This is a genomic window from Variovorax sp. 10L426 (assembly GCF_056395305.1).
Genome location: NZ_JBFTJF010000007.1, coordinates 298,720 through 316,169 on the forward strand (window position 1 = coordinate 298,720; position 17,450 = coordinate 316,169).

General features: G+C 63.4%; 18 protein-coding genes and 1 pseudogene. 14 read left to right on the top strand and 5 right to left on the bottom strand.

The features are described from left to right. Nucleotides 1-91: 91 nt before the first annotated feature. The 6 genes from AC1DHL_RS13130 to AC1DHL_RS13155 all read left to right on the top strand — a co-directional run bounded on the left by AC1DHL_RS13130 (nt 92) and on the right by AC1DHL_RS13155 (nt 5,752). On the top strand, nt 92-679 hold the full coding sequence (locus AC1DHL_RS13130) for an NAD(P)H-dependent oxidoreductase (RefSeq protein WP_478162237.1): 588 nt from the start codon (nt 92-94) through the stop codon (nt 677-679). A gap of 27 nt (nt 680-706) precedes the next feature. Further along, a complete protein-coding gene (locus AC1DHL_RS13135; protein WP_478162238.1) occupies nt 707-1,582 on the top strand; it encodes a creatininase family protein in 876 nt (291 codons plus the stop codon). Nucleotides 1,583-1,643: 61 nt separating this feature from the next. Continuing rightward, nucleotides 1,644-2,639, top strand: a complete 996-nt coding sequence (locus AC1DHL_RS13140; protein WP_478162239.1) for an ABC transporter substrate-binding protein — start codon at nt 1,644-1,646, stop codon at nt 2,637-2,639. Between the two features lie 36 nt (nt 2,640-2,675). After that, nucleotides 2,676-3,512 carry an ABC transporter ATP-binding protein gene (locus AC1DHL_RS13145; RefSeq protein ID WP_478162240.1) on the top strand — a complete coding sequence of 279 codons (837 nt, stop codon included), beginning with the start codon at nt 2,676-2,678 and terminating at the stop codon, nt 3,510-3,512. Between the two features lie 80 nt (nt 3,513-3,592). Further along, nucleotides 3,593-4,387: an ABC transporter permease gene (locus AC1DHL_RS13150; RefSeq protein ID WP_478104754.1), complete on the top strand. Its 795-nt coding sequence runs from the start codon at nt 3,593-3,595 to the stop codon at nt 4,385-4,387. Nucleotides 4,388-4,393: 6 nt separating this feature from the next. Further along, nucleotides 4,394-5,752 (top strand): FAD-binding oxidoreductase, encoded by a 1,359-nt coding sequence (locus AC1DHL_RS13155; RefSeq protein WP_478162241.1) that lies wholly within the window; start codon nt 4,394-4,396, stop codon nt 5,750-5,752. Here AC1DHL_RS13155 and lnt read toward each other — a convergent pair. From lnt to AC1DHL_RS13175, 4 genes are all read right to left on the bottom strand, one after another. Next, entirely contained in the window at nt 5,742-7,316 is a 1,575-nt protein-coding gene (lnt, locus tag AC1DHL_RS13160) for an apolipoprotein N-acyltransferase (RefSeq protein WP_478162242.1), read from the bottom strand. The two genes, AC1DHL_RS13155 and lnt, sit on opposite strands and share 11 nt — an antisense overlap. Continuing rightward, nucleotides 7,313-8,191, bottom strand: a complete 879-nt coding sequence (locus tag AC1DHL_RS13165) for an HlyC/CorC family transporter (RefSeq protein WP_478104737.1) — start codon at nt 8,189-8,191, stop codon at nt 7,313-7,315. Before AC1DHL_RS13165 ends, lnt begins: the two co-directional genes overlap by 4 nt. A gap of 75 nt (nt 8,192-8,266) precedes the next feature. Further along, nucleotides 8,267-8,992, bottom strand: a complete 726-nt coding sequence (locus AC1DHL_RS13170; RefSeq protein ID WP_478162243.1) for an N-acetyltransferase family protein — start codon at nt 8,990-8,992, stop codon at nt 8,267-8,269. Nucleotides 8,993-9,102: 110 nt separating this feature from the next. Next, entirely contained in the window at nt 9,103-9,576 is a 474-nt protein-coding gene (locus AC1DHL_RS13175; protein ID WP_478104740.1) for an Lrp/AsnC family transcriptional regulator, read from the bottom strand. A gap of 155 nt (nt 9,577-9,731) precedes the next feature. On the opposite strand from AC1DHL_RS13175, the gene hppD reads away from it, so the two are divergent. Genes hppD through phhA form a run of 3 tightly spaced genes read left to right on the top strand, consistent with a single transcriptional unit; the run spans nt 9,732 to nt 12,586 of the window. Further along, nucleotides 9,732-10,859, top strand: a complete 1,128-nt coding sequence (hppD, locus tag AC1DHL_RS13180) for a 4-hydroxyphenylpyruvate dioxygenase (RefSeq protein ID WP_478162244.1) — start codon at nt 9,732-9,734, stop codon at nt 10,857-10,859. A 28-nt stretch (nt 10,860-10,887) separates the two neighbouring features. Continuing rightward, the gene (locus AC1DHL_RS13185) at nt 10,888-11,688 is read left to right on the top strand and encodes a transporter substrate-binding domain-containing protein (protein WP_478104743.1); all 801 of its coding nucleotides are present in this window, start codon (nt 10,888-10,890) and stop codon (nt 11,686-11,688) included. 19 nt (nt 11,689-11,707) lie between these two features. Then, complete coding sequence (gene phhA, locus AC1DHL_RS13190) at nt 11,708-12,586, top strand: phenylalanine 4-monooxygenase (protein WP_478104745.1); 879 nt, start codon at nt 11,708-11,710, stop codon at nt 12,584-12,586. A 29-nt stretch (nt 12,587-12,615) separates the two neighbouring features. Here the strand turns inward: phhA and AC1DHL_RS13195 are convergent, their stop codons facing one another. Beyond that, complete coding sequence (locus tag AC1DHL_RS13195; protein WP_478162245.1) at nt 12,616-13,581, bottom strand: alpha/beta fold hydrolase; 966 nt, start codon at nt 13,579-13,581, stop codon at nt 12,616-12,618. 161 nt (nt 13,582-13,742) lie between these two features. Here AC1DHL_RS13195 and AC1DHL_RS13200 point away from each other — a divergent pair, with 161 nt between their 5' ends. The 5 genes and pseudogenes from AC1DHL_RS13200 to AC1DHL_RS13220 all read left to right on the top strand — a co-directional run bounded on the left by AC1DHL_RS13200 (nt 13,743) and on the right by AC1DHL_RS13220 (nt 17,005). Continuing rightward, nucleotides 13,743-14,015: a hypothetical protein gene (locus tag AC1DHL_RS13200; RefSeq protein WP_478104747.1), complete on the top strand. Its 273-nt coding sequence runs from the start codon at nt 13,743-13,745 to the stop codon at nt 14,013-14,015. Nucleotides 14,016-14,060: 45 nt separating this feature from the next. Continuing rightward, entirely contained in the window at nt 14,061-14,447 is a 387-nt protein-coding gene (gene tnpA, locus AC1DHL_RS13205; protein ID WP_478104749.1) for an IS66-like element accessory protein TnpA, read from the top strand. Nucleotides 14,448-14,499: 52 nt separating this feature from the next. Then, on the top strand, nt 14,500-14,793 hold the full coding sequence (gene tnpB, locus AC1DHL_RS13210) for an IS66 family insertion sequence element accessory protein TnpB (protein ID WP_478104750.1): 294 nt from the start codon (nt 14,500-14,502) through the stop codon (nt 14,791-14,793). A gap of 82 nt (nt 14,794-14,875) precedes the next feature. Then, nucleotides 14,876-16,446: pseudogene (gene tnpC / locus AC1DHL_RS13215) on the top strand (IS66 family transposase). Nucleotides 16,447-16,486: 40 nt separating this feature from the next. Then, entirely contained in the window at nt 16,487-17,005 is a 519-nt protein-coding gene (locus tag AC1DHL_RS13220; RefSeq protein WP_478104751.1) for a hypothetical protein, read from the top strand. Nucleotides 17,006-17,450: the final 445 nt, after the last annotated feature.

A 17,450-nucleotide genomic window follows, 5' to 3' on the forward strand; every position in this document is an offset into this window, starting at 1 on the left:
GAGAAAGGATTCTTCCCGCTTTTGGTGCGGAGGCTTTGGCACGTCGCTTGCATAACCTGACCACTTGCTCTGATTAAGCGGTCAACACACCATGCGAGTGCTCGTCGTCTATTGCCATCCTGTCGAAACCAGCTTCCATGCGGCGCTGCACCAGGAGGTGCTGCACAACCTGCGGGCCGCCGGCCATGAGGTGGACGACTGCGACCTCTATGCCGAGGGCTTCGATCCGGTGCTCTCGCGGGAAGAGCGCCTCGGCTACCACGACGTGCCGAGCAACCAGATCCCGTTGAAGCCCTACATCGAGCGGCTCCAGTGGGCCGAGGCCATCGTGTTCTGCTTTCCGACCTGGTGCTTCGGGCTGCCGGCCATGCTCAAGGGCTACTTCGACCGCCTCTTCATGCCCGGCGTGGCCTTCGACCTGAGCGACCCGGCTGACGTGAAGCCGATGCTGACCCACATCCAGCGCATCTCCGCCGTCGTCACCTACGGCCGCCCACGCTGGGTCGCCTGGTACATGGGCGACCCGCCACGCAAGATCGTGACGCGCTACATGCGCCGCCTGACCGGCAAGCAGGCGCGCGTCGACTACCACGCCCACTACCACATGAACGTGGCGACCGAGCCCCAACTGAAGCGCTTCATGCACCGCGTCGGACGTGCGATGGCGCGCTTTGCCTGATCGCCTCCCCATTCACAGGACCTCACCATGCTCCACGGCTACATCCCGCCCCATCGCTTCCTGCCCTACCTGAGCTGGACCGAAATCGACGCGCTGCCCGATCGTGAAAACACCGTGATCGTGCTGCCCTGCGGCGCGATCGAGCAGCACGGACCGCACCTGCCTTGCTCGGTCGACAGCGTCATCTCCTCCGGCGTGATGGGCAAGGCGCTCGAACGACTTCCGCCCGAAGTACGAGCCTTTGCATTGCCGACCATCACCTATGGCAAGTCGGAAGAGCACCTGCACTTCCCCGGCACGATGACGCTGACCGGCACGACGCTGCTGTCGACAGTGATCGAGATCGGCGAGTCCGTCTACCGCTCGGGCTTTCGCAAGCTGCTCTTCGCCAATGGACACGGGGGCCAGCCGCAGGTGCTTGAAATGGCGGCGCGCGAACTGCGGCTGCGGCATGGCGATTTTGTCGTCGTGCCGCATGGCGTGTCGCGCCTGCCGAGCGCGGCAAGCAAGCAGGTCAGCGAACAGGAAAAGCGCCTCGCCATGCACGCCGGCCACTCCGAGACCGCGCTGATGCTCGCGCTCGCGCCCGATACGGTGCACATGGAATATGCCGCCGCCAACTTTCCGCCGCCCTTCCCGATCAAGCTGCTATCGCCCGACGGCCGGCCGGCCTGCGCCTGGACCGCGCGCGACTTCGGTCCCAGCGGCGTGATCGGCGACCCCACCAGCGCCACGCGCGAACAGGGCGAGGAGATCCTCGACACCTTGGCCGACAGCTGGGTTCAGGCGCTGACCGAGCTGTTCGCGCTGCGCTGGGTCGTGCGCGACGAACCCACCTGGGGACGCGGCCACGAACAGGGTTTCATCCAGACGCGACAGGCCCTCTCCGGCGTCACGGACTGAGGCGCGCTCCTTGCATCGGTCCGCCGCAATTTCCAATTTTCTCCATCCCAAGGTATTCACCATGCGCCAACACTTCGCTCCACTTCTCGGCCGTCTTGCCGCAGCAGCCGCGCTCGCCGTCGCCGCGACCGCTCCCGCCCACGCGGAGGACAAGTTCATCTACATGACCAACTGGTACGCGCAGGCCGAACATGGCGGCTTCTACCAAGCGGTCGCGCAGGGCATCTACAAGAAGTACGGCCTGGACGTGACGATCAAGATGGGCGGCCCGCAGGTCAACATCACCCAGATGATGGCGGCCGGCCAGGCCGACTGCATCATGGGATCGAGCGACATCCAGATGATGCAGGTGCGCGAAGGCGGCGTGCCGGTGGTCAACGTCGCGGCCTTCTTCCAGAAGGATCCGCAGGTGCTGATCGCGCACGACGACGTCAAGAAGTTCGAGGACCTCAAGGGCAAGACGCTGCTGATCGGTGCGCAGGCCAATCGCGGCTACTGGCCTTGGCTGAAGGCGAAGTTCGGCTTCACCGACGAACAGACGCGGCCCTACACCTTCAACATCCAGCCCTTCGTCGCCGACAAGAACGCGGCGCAGCAGGGCTACCTCACCTCCGAGCCCTATGCGATCCAGAAGGCGGGAGTGAAGAGCACGGTGCTGATGTTCAGCGACTTTGGCTTCCCGTCCTATGCGACCACCGTGTCGTGCATGGACAAGACGGTCAAGGAACGCGGCAAGCAGGTCGCAGCGTTCGTGAAGGCATCGGCCGAGGGCTGGAAGAGCTATCTCAACGATCCGGCGCCGGCCAACGCGTTGATCAAGAAAGACAACCCCAACATGACCGACGACCAGCTGGCCTACAGCGTGGCCAAGCTCAAGGAGATGGGCATGGTGACCGGCGGCGACGCGGCGACGCAAGGCATCGGCGTGATCACCGATGCACGCACCAAGGCGAGCTACGACTTCCTGGTCACGGCCAAGCTGCTCGATCCCGCCAAGGTTGACATCGCCAAGACCTACACCACCGAGTTCGTGAAGGACGCGAAGGTTCTGCCCTGAAACACCGGAGGCCTCGGCCTCCCTCGAAAGGCTCTGATGACTCAATACGAATCCGCCGACTACACGCTGCCGCTGCGACCTACTTCTGCAATCCCGGCGGTCGAAGTGTTGTCGGCCGAGAAGACTTATCCGAACGGCACGCAAGCGTTGCTCCCTGTGGATCTGACCATCGCTGAAGGCGAATTCGTCACTCTGCTCGGCCCGTCGGGCTGCGGCAAGAGCACGCTGCTGAAGATGGTGGCCGGAATGCTGGACCCGACGGACGGCCGACTGCGTGTCTGGCGCAAGCCGGTGGCGCAGATCGACGAGAGCGGCCGCCGGATGGCCTTCGTGTTCCAGTCGCCCACGCTGATGCCGTGGGCCAGCGTGCGCACCAATGTGCGGCTGCCGCTCGACCTGGCCGGCGTGCCTCGGAAAGAGGCCGATTCACGGGTCGCGGAAGCGCTCGAACTGGTGGGGCTGGACAAGTTCGCCTCCGCATTGCCGCGTGCGCTGTCCGGCGGCATGCAGATGCGCGTATCGATCGCTCGCGGCCTGGTGACCCAGCCCGATCTGCTGTTGATGGACGAGCCCTTCGGCGCGCTCGACGAAATCACGCGCCACAAGCTCGATGCCGAGTTGCTCGACCTGTGGCGCGAGAAGAAGCTGACGGTGATCTTCGTCACGCACTCGATCCACGAGGCGGTGTTTCTCTCGTCCCGCGTGATCATGATGGCGGCCCGGCCCGGCCGCGTGGTGGAGGAATTCCAGATCGCCGAGCCCTATCCGCGCACCGCCGACTTCATGGTCTCGCCGCAATTCAGCCGCTACGCCAAGAAGTTGCAGGACAGTCTGCTGCGGGCGAGCAGCGCAACCGACGGGGTGGTTGCATGAGCGCGCTCGCCCCCACGAGTCCGACGGCCGCAAGGACGCGCCCCATCCCACAGGCCCCGATCGAGCCACGCGTGAAGCGAATGCCGCTCCTGGAACGGCCGCGCGTCCAGCGCGTCGCTTACCCCCTGCTGGTCGGGATGGTGCTGGTCGCCATCTGGCAAGGTCTGGTCACCGCGATGGAACTGCCGCCCTACCTGGTGCCATCGCCCTATCTGATGATGCAAACGCTGATCACCGACTGGGTGCCGCTGGGCATGGCGCTGCTGGTCACGCTCAAGATCACGGTGCTGTCCTTCGCAGTGGCGACGATCGCGGGTGTGTTGATCTCCTTCCTCTTCGTGCAGAGCAAGTTGATCGAGACCGCCCTCTTTCCGTACGCGGTGCTTTTGCAGGTGACGCCGATCGTCGCGGTGGCGCCACTCATCATCATCTGGGTCAAGAACCCGACAGCCGCCATGGTGGTGTGCGCGGCGCTGGTGGCCCTGTTTCCCATCATCAGCAACACCACGCTCGGCCTGCGCAGCATCGAGCCCGATCTGCAGAGCTACTTCAAGCTGAACCATGCCACGCGCTGGCAGCAACTGGTGCGGCTTCGCATCCCGAGCGCGCTGCCGTACTTCTTCGGCGGCCTGCGGATCTCCAGCGGCCTTGCGCTGATCGGCGCCGTGGTGGCGGAGTTCGTCGCGGGCACGGGGGGACAGGGCGCCGGGCTGGCTTACCAGATCCTGCAGTCGGGCTTCCAGCTCAACATCCCGCGCATGTTCGCCGCATTGCTGTTGATTTCATTGACCGGCGTCGTGCTCTTCGTGCTGATGGCGTGGCTCACCAAACTGGCGCTCGGCTCCTGGCACGCCAGCGAACTTTCCCAGGATTGACTCTCGATGAATGCCCCCATGACCCCGATCGAGCGACTGCACCTCGAACTCCCCGGACTGGACTGGATCACCGACCCCGGCCGCATCGCGCGGCTGTCGCAGGACTTCGCCTGGTTCAGCCCCGTGCTCAATCGGCAACTCAAAGACAAGCGGGCGGATGCCGTCGTGCGTCCGCGAACCGAGGATGAAATCCGCGCACTGGTGAGCGCCTGCGCCCGCCTTGGCGTGCCGATCACCATCCGTGGCAGCGGCACCGGCAACTACGGGCAGACCACGCCGCTTGCCGGCGGCGTGGTGCTCGACATGACGAGCTACAACGCCGTGCAATGGGTGCAGCCGGGCGTCGCGCGAGCGCAAGCCGGCATACGGCTCGGCGAACTCGAGAAACTCACCAAGGCCGCCGGGCAGGAACTGCGCTGCATGCCCTCGACCTATCGCAGCGCGACACTCGGCGGCCTGTTCGGTGGTGGCTTTGGCGGCGTGGGCTCGATCAACTACGGGCCGCTGGGCGCTCCGGGCAATGTGATGGGGCTGCGCGCGATGACGATCGAGCCCGATCCTCGGATCATCGAGTTGCGCGGGGCCGAGGCCATGCACATGCACCACCTGTGGGGCACCAATGGACTGGTACTCGAACTCGAAGTGGCGCTCGCGCCGGCTCATCCTTGGCTCGAAACCCTCGTGGTCTTCGATTCGTTCAACAAGGCGCTGAACTTCGCGGATGCACTCGCACATGCGCCGGGCATCGTCAAACGAGAAGTGGCCTTCTTTGCGAGCCCCGTACCCGACCATCTCGCACAACTCGCCGAGCATCTGCCGAAGGGTTGCCACGCAGTACTGTCACTGGTGGCCGAATCGTCGGAGGAAACGCTGCAGGAACTGGTGGCGTCGCACGGCGGCACGATGAGCTACCGAAAGACCGCGGAGGAAGTGCGAAAGAGCAATCGCACGCTGATGGAGTTCACGTGGAATCACACCACGCTGCATGCGCTCAAGGTCGACAAGACGCTGACTTACCTGCAGAGCAGCTTCGTCCCCGGCCAGCACGTGCAGCAGATCACCGCGATGGAGCAGTTGTTCGCCGGCGAAGTGCTGATGCATGTGGAGTTCCTGCGCGGACTCGACGGGCGGATCACCTGCAGCGCACTGCAGCTCGTGCGCTTCACGACGGAAGAGCGGCTCGATGAAATCATTCGCATGCACCGCGAGCGCGGCGTGCGCATCAACAACCCGCACGTCTTCATCGTCGAGGATGGAAAGGCTGGCGGCGCCTTGCCGCCGGAGATCATCGAGATGAAGAAGCGCTTCGACCCGCAGGGCCTGCTGAATCCGGGGAAGCTGCGCGACTGGCCCGTCAAGCCTTGACGTCATGCACCTGGCCGCGGCGGCGCAAGACCAGTGTCGCGACGGTGACCAGCAGCGCAAGACCCCAAAGCGGCCAGAGTCCGAAGCGGGACACCCAGAAGGCGTAGGGCGTGATGCCGACGCGGCCTTCGACTTCGGCCTCCAGCACGCCGCGGGTCAACCGCGGCAACTGGTGCGTCACGCGGCCGCGATGGTCGATGACAGCCGTAGCGCCCGTGTTGGTCGCCCGCACCATCGGCCGCTGGAATTCGAGCGCCCGCATGCGGGAAATCGCCAAGTGCTGGTCGATCGCGATCGAATCGCCGAACCATGCGATGTTGCTCACGTTGAGCAGGATGGTGGGTGCACCGGCTTCGTTGCGGAAGTTCGCGCCGATCTCGTCACCGAACAAATCCTCGTAGCAGATGTTGGGCGCGATGCGCTGGCCCTGCCACACGAAAGAAGCCTGTGCGAGCCCGCCGCTTTGGAAGTCGCCCAAGGGAATGTTCATCATGTTCGTGAACCAGCGGAACAAGCCGGGGATGAACTCGCCAAAGGGCACGAGGTGATGCTTGTCGTAGCGATAGGGCTTCGCTTCGCCGGGGCGAAAGCCGATCACCGAATTGCTGTACACGTTGCCGTCGCCCAATGGGAGTCCCACGATGGCCGCCTGGTTGCCACTCGCATAACGTGACGCGATCGCCTCCAGGTAACCCGGCGGCATTTGCGACGGCAACAGCGGGAGCGCGGTTTCGGGCGTGATCACCAGCGGCGCCGTGGAGTGCTGCAATTGATCGCCGTACCAACGCAAGGCCGTCGCGACACCGCCGCCGGGGATGAATTTTTCGTCTTGAGGAATGTTGCCCTGAAGCAGCGCAATCCTCAGGCGCCCATGCGAGCGGGCCGCATCATCGGCTGGCTCACCGCGCACTGCGTTGATGAGCGCCGGTACGCAAAGCAGGACCAGCGCAATCCCGGTTGCCACGGCGAAAGACCGCCCTCGTGCGCGGCGGAAGGCCAATGCCGTCAACGCGGCGATGCCGGCCGCGACAGCCCCAATGCCGTACACGCCGATCCAGGGCGCATAGACAGCGAGCGGCCCGTCGACGTGTGCATAGCCGCCGGCGCCCCATGGAAAGCCGGTGAACCAACTGCCGCGCAACAGCTCCGCGAGGGTCCACATTGCTGCGAAGAATGCAGCGGCACCCAAGGAATTTTTCGGAGCGAAGGCCACGAACAAGGCGCACGCCAGGACGTAGTACAGCGCCAACGCGGCCGAAAGAGCGAACACAGCCGTCGCGGCAAGCGGCGCTGCCAGTCCGCCATAGGTGTGCATCGAAATGAAGAGCCACCAGAAGGTGCCGCAAAGCCAGGCGGTCGTGAACACCCAGCCGTAACCCGCGCCGTTGCGCCACGGGATGTCCTTGCCGGCGGCGGGACGCAGTGCATCCAGTTGCCACACCAGCGCAGCCAGCGAGATCAGCTGAAGCCACCACAGCGGCTGGCCGTCCCACGGCGCAGCAATGGAGGCAGCCTGGGCGAGCCCCGCAAGCCCGAAGCCCAGCGCGCGAACCAGCGTTTTCAATCGGCCGCGTCTTCGCCGCGCTTGGGCGAGACCTTGAACCAGCGCACTGCGCCACCCTTCGTGTGCAGGACGACGAAATCGAAGGTGCCGAGCGCGTAGTGCTCGCCACGTTTGGGCACGTGGCCCATCTCGTGGGCGATCAGTCCGCCGATCGTGTCGAAGTCCTCGCTCTGCGTCTCGTCGTCGAAGGTGATGCCGAAGGCTTCCGCCACGCGCTCGATCGGTGTGTCGCCGGACACCCGGTAGGTGTGATCCGCAAGGCCGAAGATGTCGCCCTCGTCTTCCGGAATATCGAACTCGTCCTCGATCTCGCCGACGATCTGCTCGAGCACGTCCTCGATCGTGATCAGGCCGGCCACGCGACCAAATTCGTCGATCACGACGGCAAGATGGTTGCGATTGCCGCGGAACTCGCGAAGCAGATCGTTCAAACCCTTGCTCTCGGGCACGAAGGTCGCGGGACGCAGCAGCGCACGGATGTTCAGGCCCGGTGCACGCTGGAGCTTGAGAAGGTCCTTCGCCAGAAGGATGCCGATGATGTTTTCCTTCTCGCCCTCATAGACCGGAAAGCGCGAGTGCGCCGTGTCGATGACCAGATGCAGCAGCGCGTCGTACGGCGCGTCGATGTTGACGAGGTCCATCCGGGGCGCAGCCACCATCACATCCCCGGCCGTCATGTCGGCCATGCGAAGCACGCCTTCGAGCATCACGCGCGACTCGGCACCGATGACGTCGTTGTCCTCGGCGTCGGCAAGCGTTTCGATCAGCTCGTCGCGCGAGTCGGGCCCGGGGTTGATGAATTCGACGAGCTTCTGGAAAAAGCTGCGCTTGTCTTCGCGTTCGGCGGGCGAGCGTTCAGGGTGAGGATCGGCCACTGCAGGAGGGCAGAGTTAGGGAATGGCAAGGATAACGGAAAGCTACCGCCCGCCCCAAGGACGCCCATCGGCGATTCAGGGCGCGGAGCGATCGCGCGCGGCGCGCACGCCGCTGCGGATTTCCTGCAGTTCGGCGAGGAAGGCCCAGAACTGCTTGGCGCGCGTCTTGAGCTGGAAGTCGACTTGGGCGTAGTGCTGCAGTGCGATTTCGCTCATGCGGCTGTCGAAGGTCGCCGGCGGCAATTCGAGATGCGCCTCGGACTCCGACCCGCTGCGCACGACTGAGGCGCCCGCGCTGCGCGCGATCTTCAGCATGGCGGCGTTCTCGCTCAGCGCGTGAATGAACAACATGCCCACGCCTTCGTTGCGGGCGGCCACGACGGCGCGTTCGAACAGTCGCGCACCGTAGCCGCGACCGCGCGCGTGCTCGGCGACCGACACGCCGAATTCGGCGCAATCCTGCTGCTGTTCCGCAGGCGCAAATGCGAGATGGGCCATTGCGATCAGGTCGAGACGGCGGTTGTAGATGCCGAAGATCTCGTCGCGCTCGAAGTCGAGGCTGTCGACATAGCGTTGGATCTGTTCATCGGACGCCGCGTAGCCGAAGCGCAAATAGCGATCGTGCGGGGTGAGTGCAAGCAAGTGCTGCGCGATGCGATCGCGCTCGCGCGGACCGATCGAACGGATCGGCACCATCACTGGAGCAGACGTGGCCGTCCGCGGTTGCGCCTCAACCATGGGCGCTTTCAAGAACGAGCCGACGCCGAGTGAGGCTTTGAGGAGGGCCTTGGCGGTATGCATTCATCAAATATAAGGGTTTTCCCTAGATGCACAAGGCCGTAAAGTCTCTTGGGCGTCTCTTTGGTGAACAAGTACCAATATTCCCAGAAAAGTATGTGTGCACTTACCTGTCAAACAGGTACCGCTGTTGTTGCCTTGACGCGATCCAGCACGAAACTGGTCTTGCAATCTTGCACGCTGGGATGCTTGAGCAAGGTGTCCATGATGAAGCGGCTGTAGTGGGCCATGTCCGCCACGACGACGCGTAGGAGGTAGTCCATTTCGCCGGTCAAGGCGGCGCACTCGACGACTTCCGGCCAAGTTTGCACGCTTGCCCGGAACAAGTCCATCGGGTTCCGCTTGTGGCTTTCCGTGTGTTTCTCGAGGCGCACGTTCAGGTACGCAGTCAGGCCCAGGCCCACGGCTTCGGGCTTCACCAGCGCGACATAGCGGTCGATGACGCGCGCCTCTTCCAGGCGCTTGACGCGGCGCAACACCGCGCTGGCAGAGAGGCTGACCTGCTCTGCCAATTGGTCATAGGTAGCCCGCCCGTCGGTCTGAAGGGTGCGCAGGATGTGGCGATCGATCTTGTCAAGTGCGTCCATTCTGCAATTTTTGCAGTTTTCCTGCGCCACATGGCAAGAGCAGGCGCAATAACGCCGAAATCGTGATCGCCCGCGCTCTTACAGTTCAACACGGACGCAGCGAATTCGCAGCGACACACTGATCCCCCTCCCCGAACCTATCCGGAGACAGCGCCATGAGCACCGCCGAAACCACCGCCTTAACGCCTTGGGAAAACCCAATGGGTACCGACGGCTTCGAATTCATCGAATATGCCGCCCCCGATCCGGCCGCGATGGGCAAAGTCTTCGAGCAGATGGGCTTCCGGCCCATCGCCAAGCACCGCCACAAGAACGTACTCCTGTATCGCCAAGGCACGATCAACTTCATCATCAACTCGGAGCCGGATTCGTTTGCCCAGCGCTTTGCCCGCCAGCATGGCCCGAGCATCTGTGCAATCGCGTTCCGCGTGCAGGATGCAAAAGCGGCCTACGAGCGCGCGATTTCGCTCGGCGCCTGGGGATTCGCGCCGGGCGCCGGCCCGGGCGAGCTGAACATCCCGGCCATCAAGGGGATCGGCGACAGCCTGATCTACTTCGTCGACCGCTGGCGCGGCAAGAACGGCGCGCAGCCCGGCGACATCGGCAACATTGGCTTCTACGACGTGGACTTCGAAGCGCTGCCAGGCCTGACTGCCGTCGAGGCGCTCGCCCCGGAAGGCCACGGACTTACCTACATCGATCACCTGACGCACAACGTGCATCGCGGGCGCCTGAAGGAATGGGCCGACTTCTACGAGCGACTCTTCAACTTCCGCGAAATCCGCTACTTCGACATCGAAGGACAGGTCACCGGCGTGAAGAGCAAGGCCATGACCAGCCCCTGCGGCAAGATCCGCATCCCGATCAACGAGGAAGGCAACGAGAAGGCCGGTCAGATCCAGGAGTACCTGGACAGCTATCACGGCGAAGGCATCCAGCACATTGCGATGGGCTCGCGCGATCTGGCGCATTCGGTCGACGCATTGCGCGCCTCTGGCGTCAAACTGCTGGACACCATCGATACCTACTACGAACTGGTCGACAAGCGCATCCCGGGCCATGGCGAGGATCTGGCCGCGCTCAAGCAGCGCAAGATCCTGATCGACGGCAAGAAGGGCGCGCTGCTGCTGCAGATCTTCAGTGAAAACCAACTCGGGCCGATCTTCTTCGAGTTCATCCAGCGCAAGGGCGACGATGGATTCGGTGAAGGCAATTTCAAGGCCTTGTTCGAAAGCATCGAACTCGATCAGATGCGGCGCGGCGTACTCGCCGCAGCACAATAAACGCTCCTACCTTTTACTGGAGCTTCGCATGCGCCTGACGTCTTCGCTTCGTTCATCCCTCTGCATGGCGGCTGCGGCATTGACCTTAGGTGGGTGCGCCATGCCTGCACGACAGGCCGATGCGCTCTCGCGTCTCGATGCCGTACAGAAATCCGGCGTTGTCCGCGTCTGCACGCCGGGTGACTACAAGCCCTTCAGCTTCCAGAAGACGGACGCAAGCTACGAGGGTATCGACGTTGACCTGGTGACGGCATTCAGCAACAGCCTCAACGCCAAGCCGGAGTGGATCAAGACGACCTGGGCCAACCTGTTGCCCGATCTCGCCGCCGGCAAATGCGATATCGCGGTGGGCGGCGTTTCGGTGACCACCGAGCGTCAGAAGCGCGCCTTCTTCAGTGCGCCGTACATGGTCAACGGGAAGACCCCGATCGCACGTTGCGCCGACGCGGCCAAGTACCAGACCGTCGCCCAGATCGATCGGCCCGAAGTGCGGGTCATCTTCAATCCGGGCGGCAGCAACGAGCGCTTCGCACGCGCCAATTTCAAGAACGCCAAGCTCACGCAGCATGGCGAGAACGTGACGATCTTCGACGAGATCCTCGCCAATCGCGCAGACGTCTTCGTGACCGAATCGGCCGAAGCCATCACGCAACAGAAACTCAAACCCGGCCTGTGCGCCATCAACCCCGACAAGCCCCTGCAGTACGGCGAGATGGCCTGGATGCTGCCGCGCGACGACGTCGCCTTCAAGGCCTACGTCGACCAGTGGCTGCATCTTTCGGTGGCTGGCGGTGAGTTTCAGCGGGTGACGGATCACTGGCTCAAGTAATCAAGCAATGGAGCTTTTCATGGACCCCGCCACTGCGACTTTGGTCGCGCCCGCCGTCTACGGCGAATCCGAGCGTCCGCCGCGCGGCGACTATTCGCGCGGGGGCGCAGTCCTTGCCGACTACACATGCCCGCAGGATTGGGCCAGCTACACGGTGGCCGATCACGACACGTACCGCCGACTCTACGAACGCCAGGCTGCACAGCTTCCAGGGCTGGCTTGCGACGCGTTCATCGCATCGCTGCCTTCTTTGGGCGTCAAGGATCGCATTCCCCGTTTCGACGAGATCAACGAGCGGCTGTACAAAGCGACCCGCTGGGAGATCGTCGCAGTGCCGGGACTGATCCCCGAACTGCCCTTCTTCACGCTGCTCGCCAACCGGAAATTCCCGGTGACAGACTGGATCCGCAAGCCCGAGGAGTTCAACTACATCGTCGAACCCGATGTCTTCCATGATCTGTTCGGCCACGTCCCGATGTTGTTCGATCCCACCTTTGCCGATTACGTCCAGCGCTATGGTCAAGGCGGCATCAAGGCGCACGAGCTCGGTGCCGGAGAGAAGCTGGCACGCCTCTATTGGTACACGGTGGAATTCGGCTTGATCCGCCAACCAGACGGCTTGCGCGCTTACGGTGCGGGCATCCTGAGTTCAGTGGGCGAACTCCAGCATGCGGTGCGAAGCGCGGCGCCGCGCCGCCTGCCAATCGACCTGCTGCGCGCAATGCGATCGCGCTACAAGATCGATAGCTATCAAAGCACGTATTTCGTCATCGAAAGCTTCGCCCAGTTATTCGACCTCACCGCACCGGACTTCACGCCGCTGTATCGCCAACTGGAGACCCAGCCGGATATCGAGGCCGGCCTTCTGTTGCCGGGCGAGACTCAGATCAGTCTCTGAACAGGCGGCCCGACGTGGAGCCTTGGCGATCAATCGAGCAAAGCCAAGGTTTCGCGCCTGAGGAGCTCGTCAAAGGCCATCTCAACATGACCGCGCCCGGGAACGAGACGATTGTCGGCTCCCGGCATCGTGGCGACCGACGCCGGAAAGACGATGTTGTCGCAGTTCGAATGCCAACATGTGAACGGCACCTGCCGCGCGCTTGCTCGTTCGCAGTCGATCTTCTTCAGCCACTCGCCGCCCATGCGCATCTCCCGGCCGTTCACCGTGCGGCCGAACCGAGCAAGCCACGTACCTTGATGTGGCGTGGCAATCGTGACGATGCGATACACCCGAGTGCCATCTGCACCGCGTAGCCAGGCTCGTGCCGCAAGGCCGCCCATGCTGTGGCAGATCAGGAGAGGCGGTCGCCCGGTGGCGGCGGTTACTCTGACTACCGCCTCATCGACGATCTTCGCGTAGTTGTCGATCGAGCCGAAGGCGGGCTCGAGATTGACTGCGGCGAAAGCGTGCCCACTCGCGCGCAGTTGGCGCAGCCATGGGTTCCAGAAGCCACGGTTACAGACGAACCCATGGACCAGGACGGCGCCGCGGCGTGGATCGGGTCTCAAATTATCGGGGATCGAGCGCCATCGAAAAGGCTGCTGCCAGCAGAAGACACGCGGCGCAGCCCAACATTCCGCGAACCAAGCGGTCACGTACAGCATCGCGCTGGCCCGAGGAATCGAGTCCGCCACACCCACGCGATAGCTCGCGATGAATTCGGCAGCCAGGAAACATGCATGGCCGAAGATCAAAACGCAAAGTCCAACAATGGCGATGGCGGGCGAATGCGCCCACCAAACGGTCGTCCACAGGATAGTGACGATGAGCCACCCCAACACCAACCAACGCTGTAGACGGGCAATCATGGGCGCAACTATCGCATGCGCGACAAGGGCGATCGCCCCTAGGGCCGGCAACAGGCCCGAGGTGGCTTCGACAATCCACGCCAAACGAGGTCGCATGAAGACCACTGTGCGACAGAACTACCCATGGGCGGGCCGCACGAAATCCATCCTGAGCAATATCGGGACCTGGGAAAACTGTTCGACTGATCGCAGACGATCAGGGTATGGCTGCAGGCACGCGGCCTGGACGCAGAACGCACGCGATCATGCTCGCCAACGTTCCGCAGTTTCCGACGACGATGCGCAGGGTGCTCAAAGCAGGACATAACTGCGTCAACGTCAACCCGCTCTACACGGTGCGTGAACTCGAGCACCAGTTGAGCGATTCGTGCGGGACCGCCATTGTCTGTTGGCGCCGGCCGAAAATTGACCCCCGGCGGGTCAAAGCTCAATCGGCGCCGACAGGTGCGTCGCTTCTTCGTAAGCGTGGCCTCAAGGCCCTCTGGCGAGATCTGGCGGGTGTGAGCAGGATCGCCTGATCGTGCTCACACTTGGATGTGTGCATTTAACCGGTACGTGCACACATGGACAAGCGAGTCACTTCGGCCAAGGACACCCGGCGCAGGCACAGCGAAGAGCTCAAGCAGGAATTGGTCGATCGCAGGCTCGAACCTGGCGCGTCGGTCGCAGCCATCGCGCAAGAGCATGGCATCAATGCGAGCCTCCTGTTCAACTGGCGCCGGCTTCGCCTGCGCAAGGAGGCTCCGGCAGTCGAGGAAGCAGCGCCTGCGACGCTATTGCCGGTGACGGTACAGGTGGAGCCCGTCACCAAGACCAACAAGGCCATTGCGCCGCGCCCTTCGAGCGGCGTCATCGAGATTGACGTTGGTGCCACACGTGTTCGACTGCGCGGTGCGGTCGACGAAGCCAGCGTGCGCTGCGTGCTGCGCCTGCTGGGTGCCATCGCGTGATTGGCCTTCCCTCGAACACGCGCGTGTGGATCGTGGCGGGCCACACACCGACATGAGGAAGGGCTTCGACGGCTTGGCCGCCATGGTGCAGACGGCACTCACAGCGAACCCGTTCTACGGCCACGTCTTCGTCTTCCGCGGCAAGCGCGGCGACCTCTTGAAGGTGCTGTGGTTTGACGGGCAAGGATTGATGCTGCTGGCCAAGCGCCTCGAGCGCGGCCGCTTCGTCTGGCCGCAGGCCACGTCTGGCGGCATCTCGCTCACGCCGGCGCAACTCTCGATGCTGCTCGAAGGCATCGACTGGCGCATGCCGGTGCGAACGCATGAGCCGTTGCTTGCAGCGTAATCAAGTGCGCCACCACTGTATGAAGAATCCTCCGGTGTAGCACCGATGTTCGACGTGCCGTGCGCGCGGCACAGTGGAGGACGTGACGACGCCGACCAACGACTCCACCACGCCCCACACCGTTGAAGGTTGGCTGCGAGTGGTCGAGGAGAGAGATGCCGAAGTGGTGCTCCTCAAGCTCATGGTCGACAAGCTCAAGCTGCAACTGCTGCGCAGCCTTCGGGCGCGGTTCGGATCATCCAGCGAGCAGCTCGATGACCCTCAAATCGCTCTTCTGGAAGGCGAACCACTGTATGAACACGCGCCGCCGATCGCTGTTGCGGTCGCTGCAGCCAACGCACCTGAGATCGATCGCAAGCTTCCGGCCCATCTGCCGCGCGAGACCCAGGTCTACCGGTCAGAAGCGAGTACCGATCACCATGACGCCAATGGGCAACCGTGCGGTTGCACCGCCTGCGGCGGTCGTCTTCGCCTGATCGGACACGACGTCTCGGAGCAGTTGGAGTACGTGCCCTCACGCTTCAAGGTGATCCGTCATGTGCGGCCCAAGCTCGCGTGCGTTGCTTGCGAAGCGATCTTCCAGGCACCTGCGCCCAGCCGACCGATCGCACGCGGCGTGGCCGGCCCTGGGCTGCTGGCCAACGTGCTGGTGTCCAAGTACTGCGATCACATCCCTTTGCATCGCCTGAGCCGCATCTATGGCCGCGATGGCGTCGTCATCGACTGCTCGACGATGGCTGGTTGGGTGGGCCAGAGCGAGAAGCTGTTCGACCCGCTGGTGGCCGCGCTCGGACGCTACGTGCTGGCCGGCGAGAAGGTGCATGCCGATGACACGCCGGTGGCCGTGCTCGATCCCGGTCGGGGCGCACCAAGACCGGTCGGCTGTGGGTGTACGTGCGCGACGACCGGCCGGCCGCAAACACAGAGCCGCCTGCAGCCTGGTATCGCTACTCGCCCAACCGCAAGGGCGAGCACCCGCAGGCGCATCTCGCAAACTACAGCGGCATCCTTCAAGCCGATGCCTACGGTGGGTACGGCAAGATCTACGCAAGCGGGCAGGTCGTCGAAGCATCTTGTTGGGCTCACGCGCGTCGGCCGTTCTGGGATCTGCATGAGAGCCAGGGCTTCGTGCCCGGCTCGATCGCCGAACAGGCGCTGCAACGCATTGCGGCGCTGTACGCGATCGAAGCCCAGATCCGCGGTCAGCCGCCTGACGTGAGACGCCAGGTGAGACAAGCCCGCGCCGGGCCGTTGCTCGAAGAACTACGTGCCTGGCTCGCGAGCATGCTGGGCAAGGTGTCGAAGAAGTCGGAACTAGCCAAGGCGATCGGCTACTCGCTGACGCGCTGGACATCGCTGACCCGCTACCGTGACGATGGCCGCATCGAGATCGATAACAACGCCGCCGAACGCGCCTTGCGTGGCGTGGCCCTTGGAAGGTCCAACTACCTCTTCATGGGCTCGGATGCCGGAGGCGAGCGGGCCGCGGCGATCTACAGTCTGGTGGAGACGGCCAAGCTGAACGGGCTCGATCCGCAGGCGTACCTGCGCGATGTGCTCGCACGCATCGCCGACCATCCCATCAACCGCATCGACGAGTTGCTCCCGTGGAACATCGGCGGACACCACATTGAGCAACGACTGGCAGCCTGAACCCCACGCGACCAAGCTGCGCAAACGAAGGAAGACGAGAGTGAACCTGCAAGGCACCGACCCGAAGCTGATCGATGCACTCAACCGCGCGAGCAGCCTGGAGCTGTTCAAGCTGAGCACCATCATCGAGCGCCTCTTGGCCGATCCGCGACGGATCATCGCGGTGCGCACGAACATGAACCTGGGGCAGACCGTGCGCTTCCTCGACTGGCGCGACGGTCAGATGCGCAACGGCAAGGTCGTGGCGATGAAGGACACGCAGGTCACGCTGCATGAGGAAGGGACGCGGCGCGAGTGGAAGCTTCCCTATACGGCTGTCGAACCGCCGACCGCAACTGCGCAGCCGACAGCGACCGCAGCACCGCCGAAACCTCCACCGATCAAAGCCTCTCGCAGTGACTTCCGCGGCGGTGAGAAGGTCTCGTTCGACGACAAGTACCTTCAACCCCAGGTGGGCACCGTCGTTCGCATCAACCAGAGAACGGCCACCGTCGACACCGGCGACGGTCACTCATGGCGCGTGCCGTTCCACATGCTTCGCCACGTGCTCGACATCTGATTGCCATCGATCAGACGGCCGTCAAGAGGGTGCTGAGCCCACACTTACACTTCTTCAGCAGTTCGAGCTCCATCTCCGGGTTGATCGGACTCTAGAACTAGGGGGCAGCGCACCTGGGCTCTAAATCGAAATGCTATGAAATCTGGGGGCAGCGCAGGAAAGCCTGTTGCAGGCGGAATAATCGTAAGAGATTCCGAATAAGTTGCTTCCAATGGTCCAATGGCGCCGCCCGCGGGGGGGACACGACCATCTCCAGCTCTTGGCTACTGCAATTGCAGGATCCTATTAGCCAGAACACCGTTCTGACGTGTGTTGCGCTTTGGTGTTTGGAAACGCAAAAAGCCCAGCCTGATAGGGCTGGGCTTTTTGGGGCTGTAAGAGCCTGACGATGACCTACTTTCACACGGGAACCCGCACTATCATCGGCGCTGAGGCGTTTCACTGT

Excerpts from the sequence above, each read along its gene's own strand:
- AC1DHL_RS13175 (WP_478104740.1), bottom strand. The coding sequence starts at position 9,576 with ATGGACGCACTTGACAAGATCGATCGCCACATCCTGCGCACCCTTCAG.
- phhA (WP_478104745.1), top strand. The coding sequence starts at position 11,708 with ATGGACCCCGCCACTGCGACTTTGGTCGCGCCCGCCGTCTACGGCGAA.
- AC1DHL_RS13150 (WP_478104754.1), top strand. The coding sequence starts at position 3,593 with ATGCCGCTCCTGGAACGGCCGCGCGTCCAGCGCGTCGCTTACCCCCTG.
- hppD (WP_478162244.1), top strand. The coding sequence starts at position 9,732 with ATGAGCACCGCCGAAACCACCGCCTTAACGCCTTGGGAAAACCCAATG.
- AC1DHL_RS13135 (WP_478162238.1), top strand. The coding sequence starts at position 707 with ATGCTCCACGGCTACATCCCGCCCCATCGCTTCCTGCCCTACCTGAGC.
- AC1DHL_RS13155 (WP_478162241.1), top strand. The coding sequence starts at position 4,394 with ATGAATGCCCCCATGACCCCGATCGAGCGACTGCACCTCGAACTCCCC.
- AC1DHL_RS13140 (WP_478162239.1), top strand. The coding sequence starts at position 1,644 with ATGCGCCAACACTTCGCTCCACTTCTCGGCCGTCTTGCCGCAGCAGCC.
- tnpB (WP_478104750.1), top strand. The coding sequence starts at position 14,500 with ATGAGGAAGGGCTTCGACGGCTTGGCCGCCATGGTGCAGACGGCACTC.
- AC1DHL_RS13185 (WP_478104743.1), top strand. The coding sequence starts at position 10,888 with ATGCGCCTGACGTCTTCGCTTCGTTCATCCCTCTGCATGGCGGCTGCG.
- AC1DHL_RS13145 (WP_478162240.1), top strand. The coding sequence starts at position 2,676 with ATGACTCAATACGAATCCGCCGACTACACGCTGCCGCTGCGACCTACT.
- AC1DHL_RS13130 (WP_478162237.1), top strand. The coding sequence starts at position 92 with ATGCGAGTGCTCGTCGTCTATTGCCATCCTGTCGAAACCAGCTTCCAT.
- tnpA (WP_478104749.1), top strand. The coding sequence starts at position 14,061 with ATGGACAAGCGAGTCACTTCGGCCAAGGACACCCGGCGCAGGCACAGC.
- AC1DHL_RS13200 (WP_478104747.1), top strand. The coding sequence starts at position 13,743 with ATGCTCGCCAACGTTCCGCAGTTTCCGACGACGATGCGCAGGGTGCTC.
- AC1DHL_RS13170 (WP_478162243.1), bottom strand. The coding sequence starts at position 8,992 with ATGCATACCGCCAAGGCCCTCCTCAAAGCCTCACTCGGCGTCGGCTCG.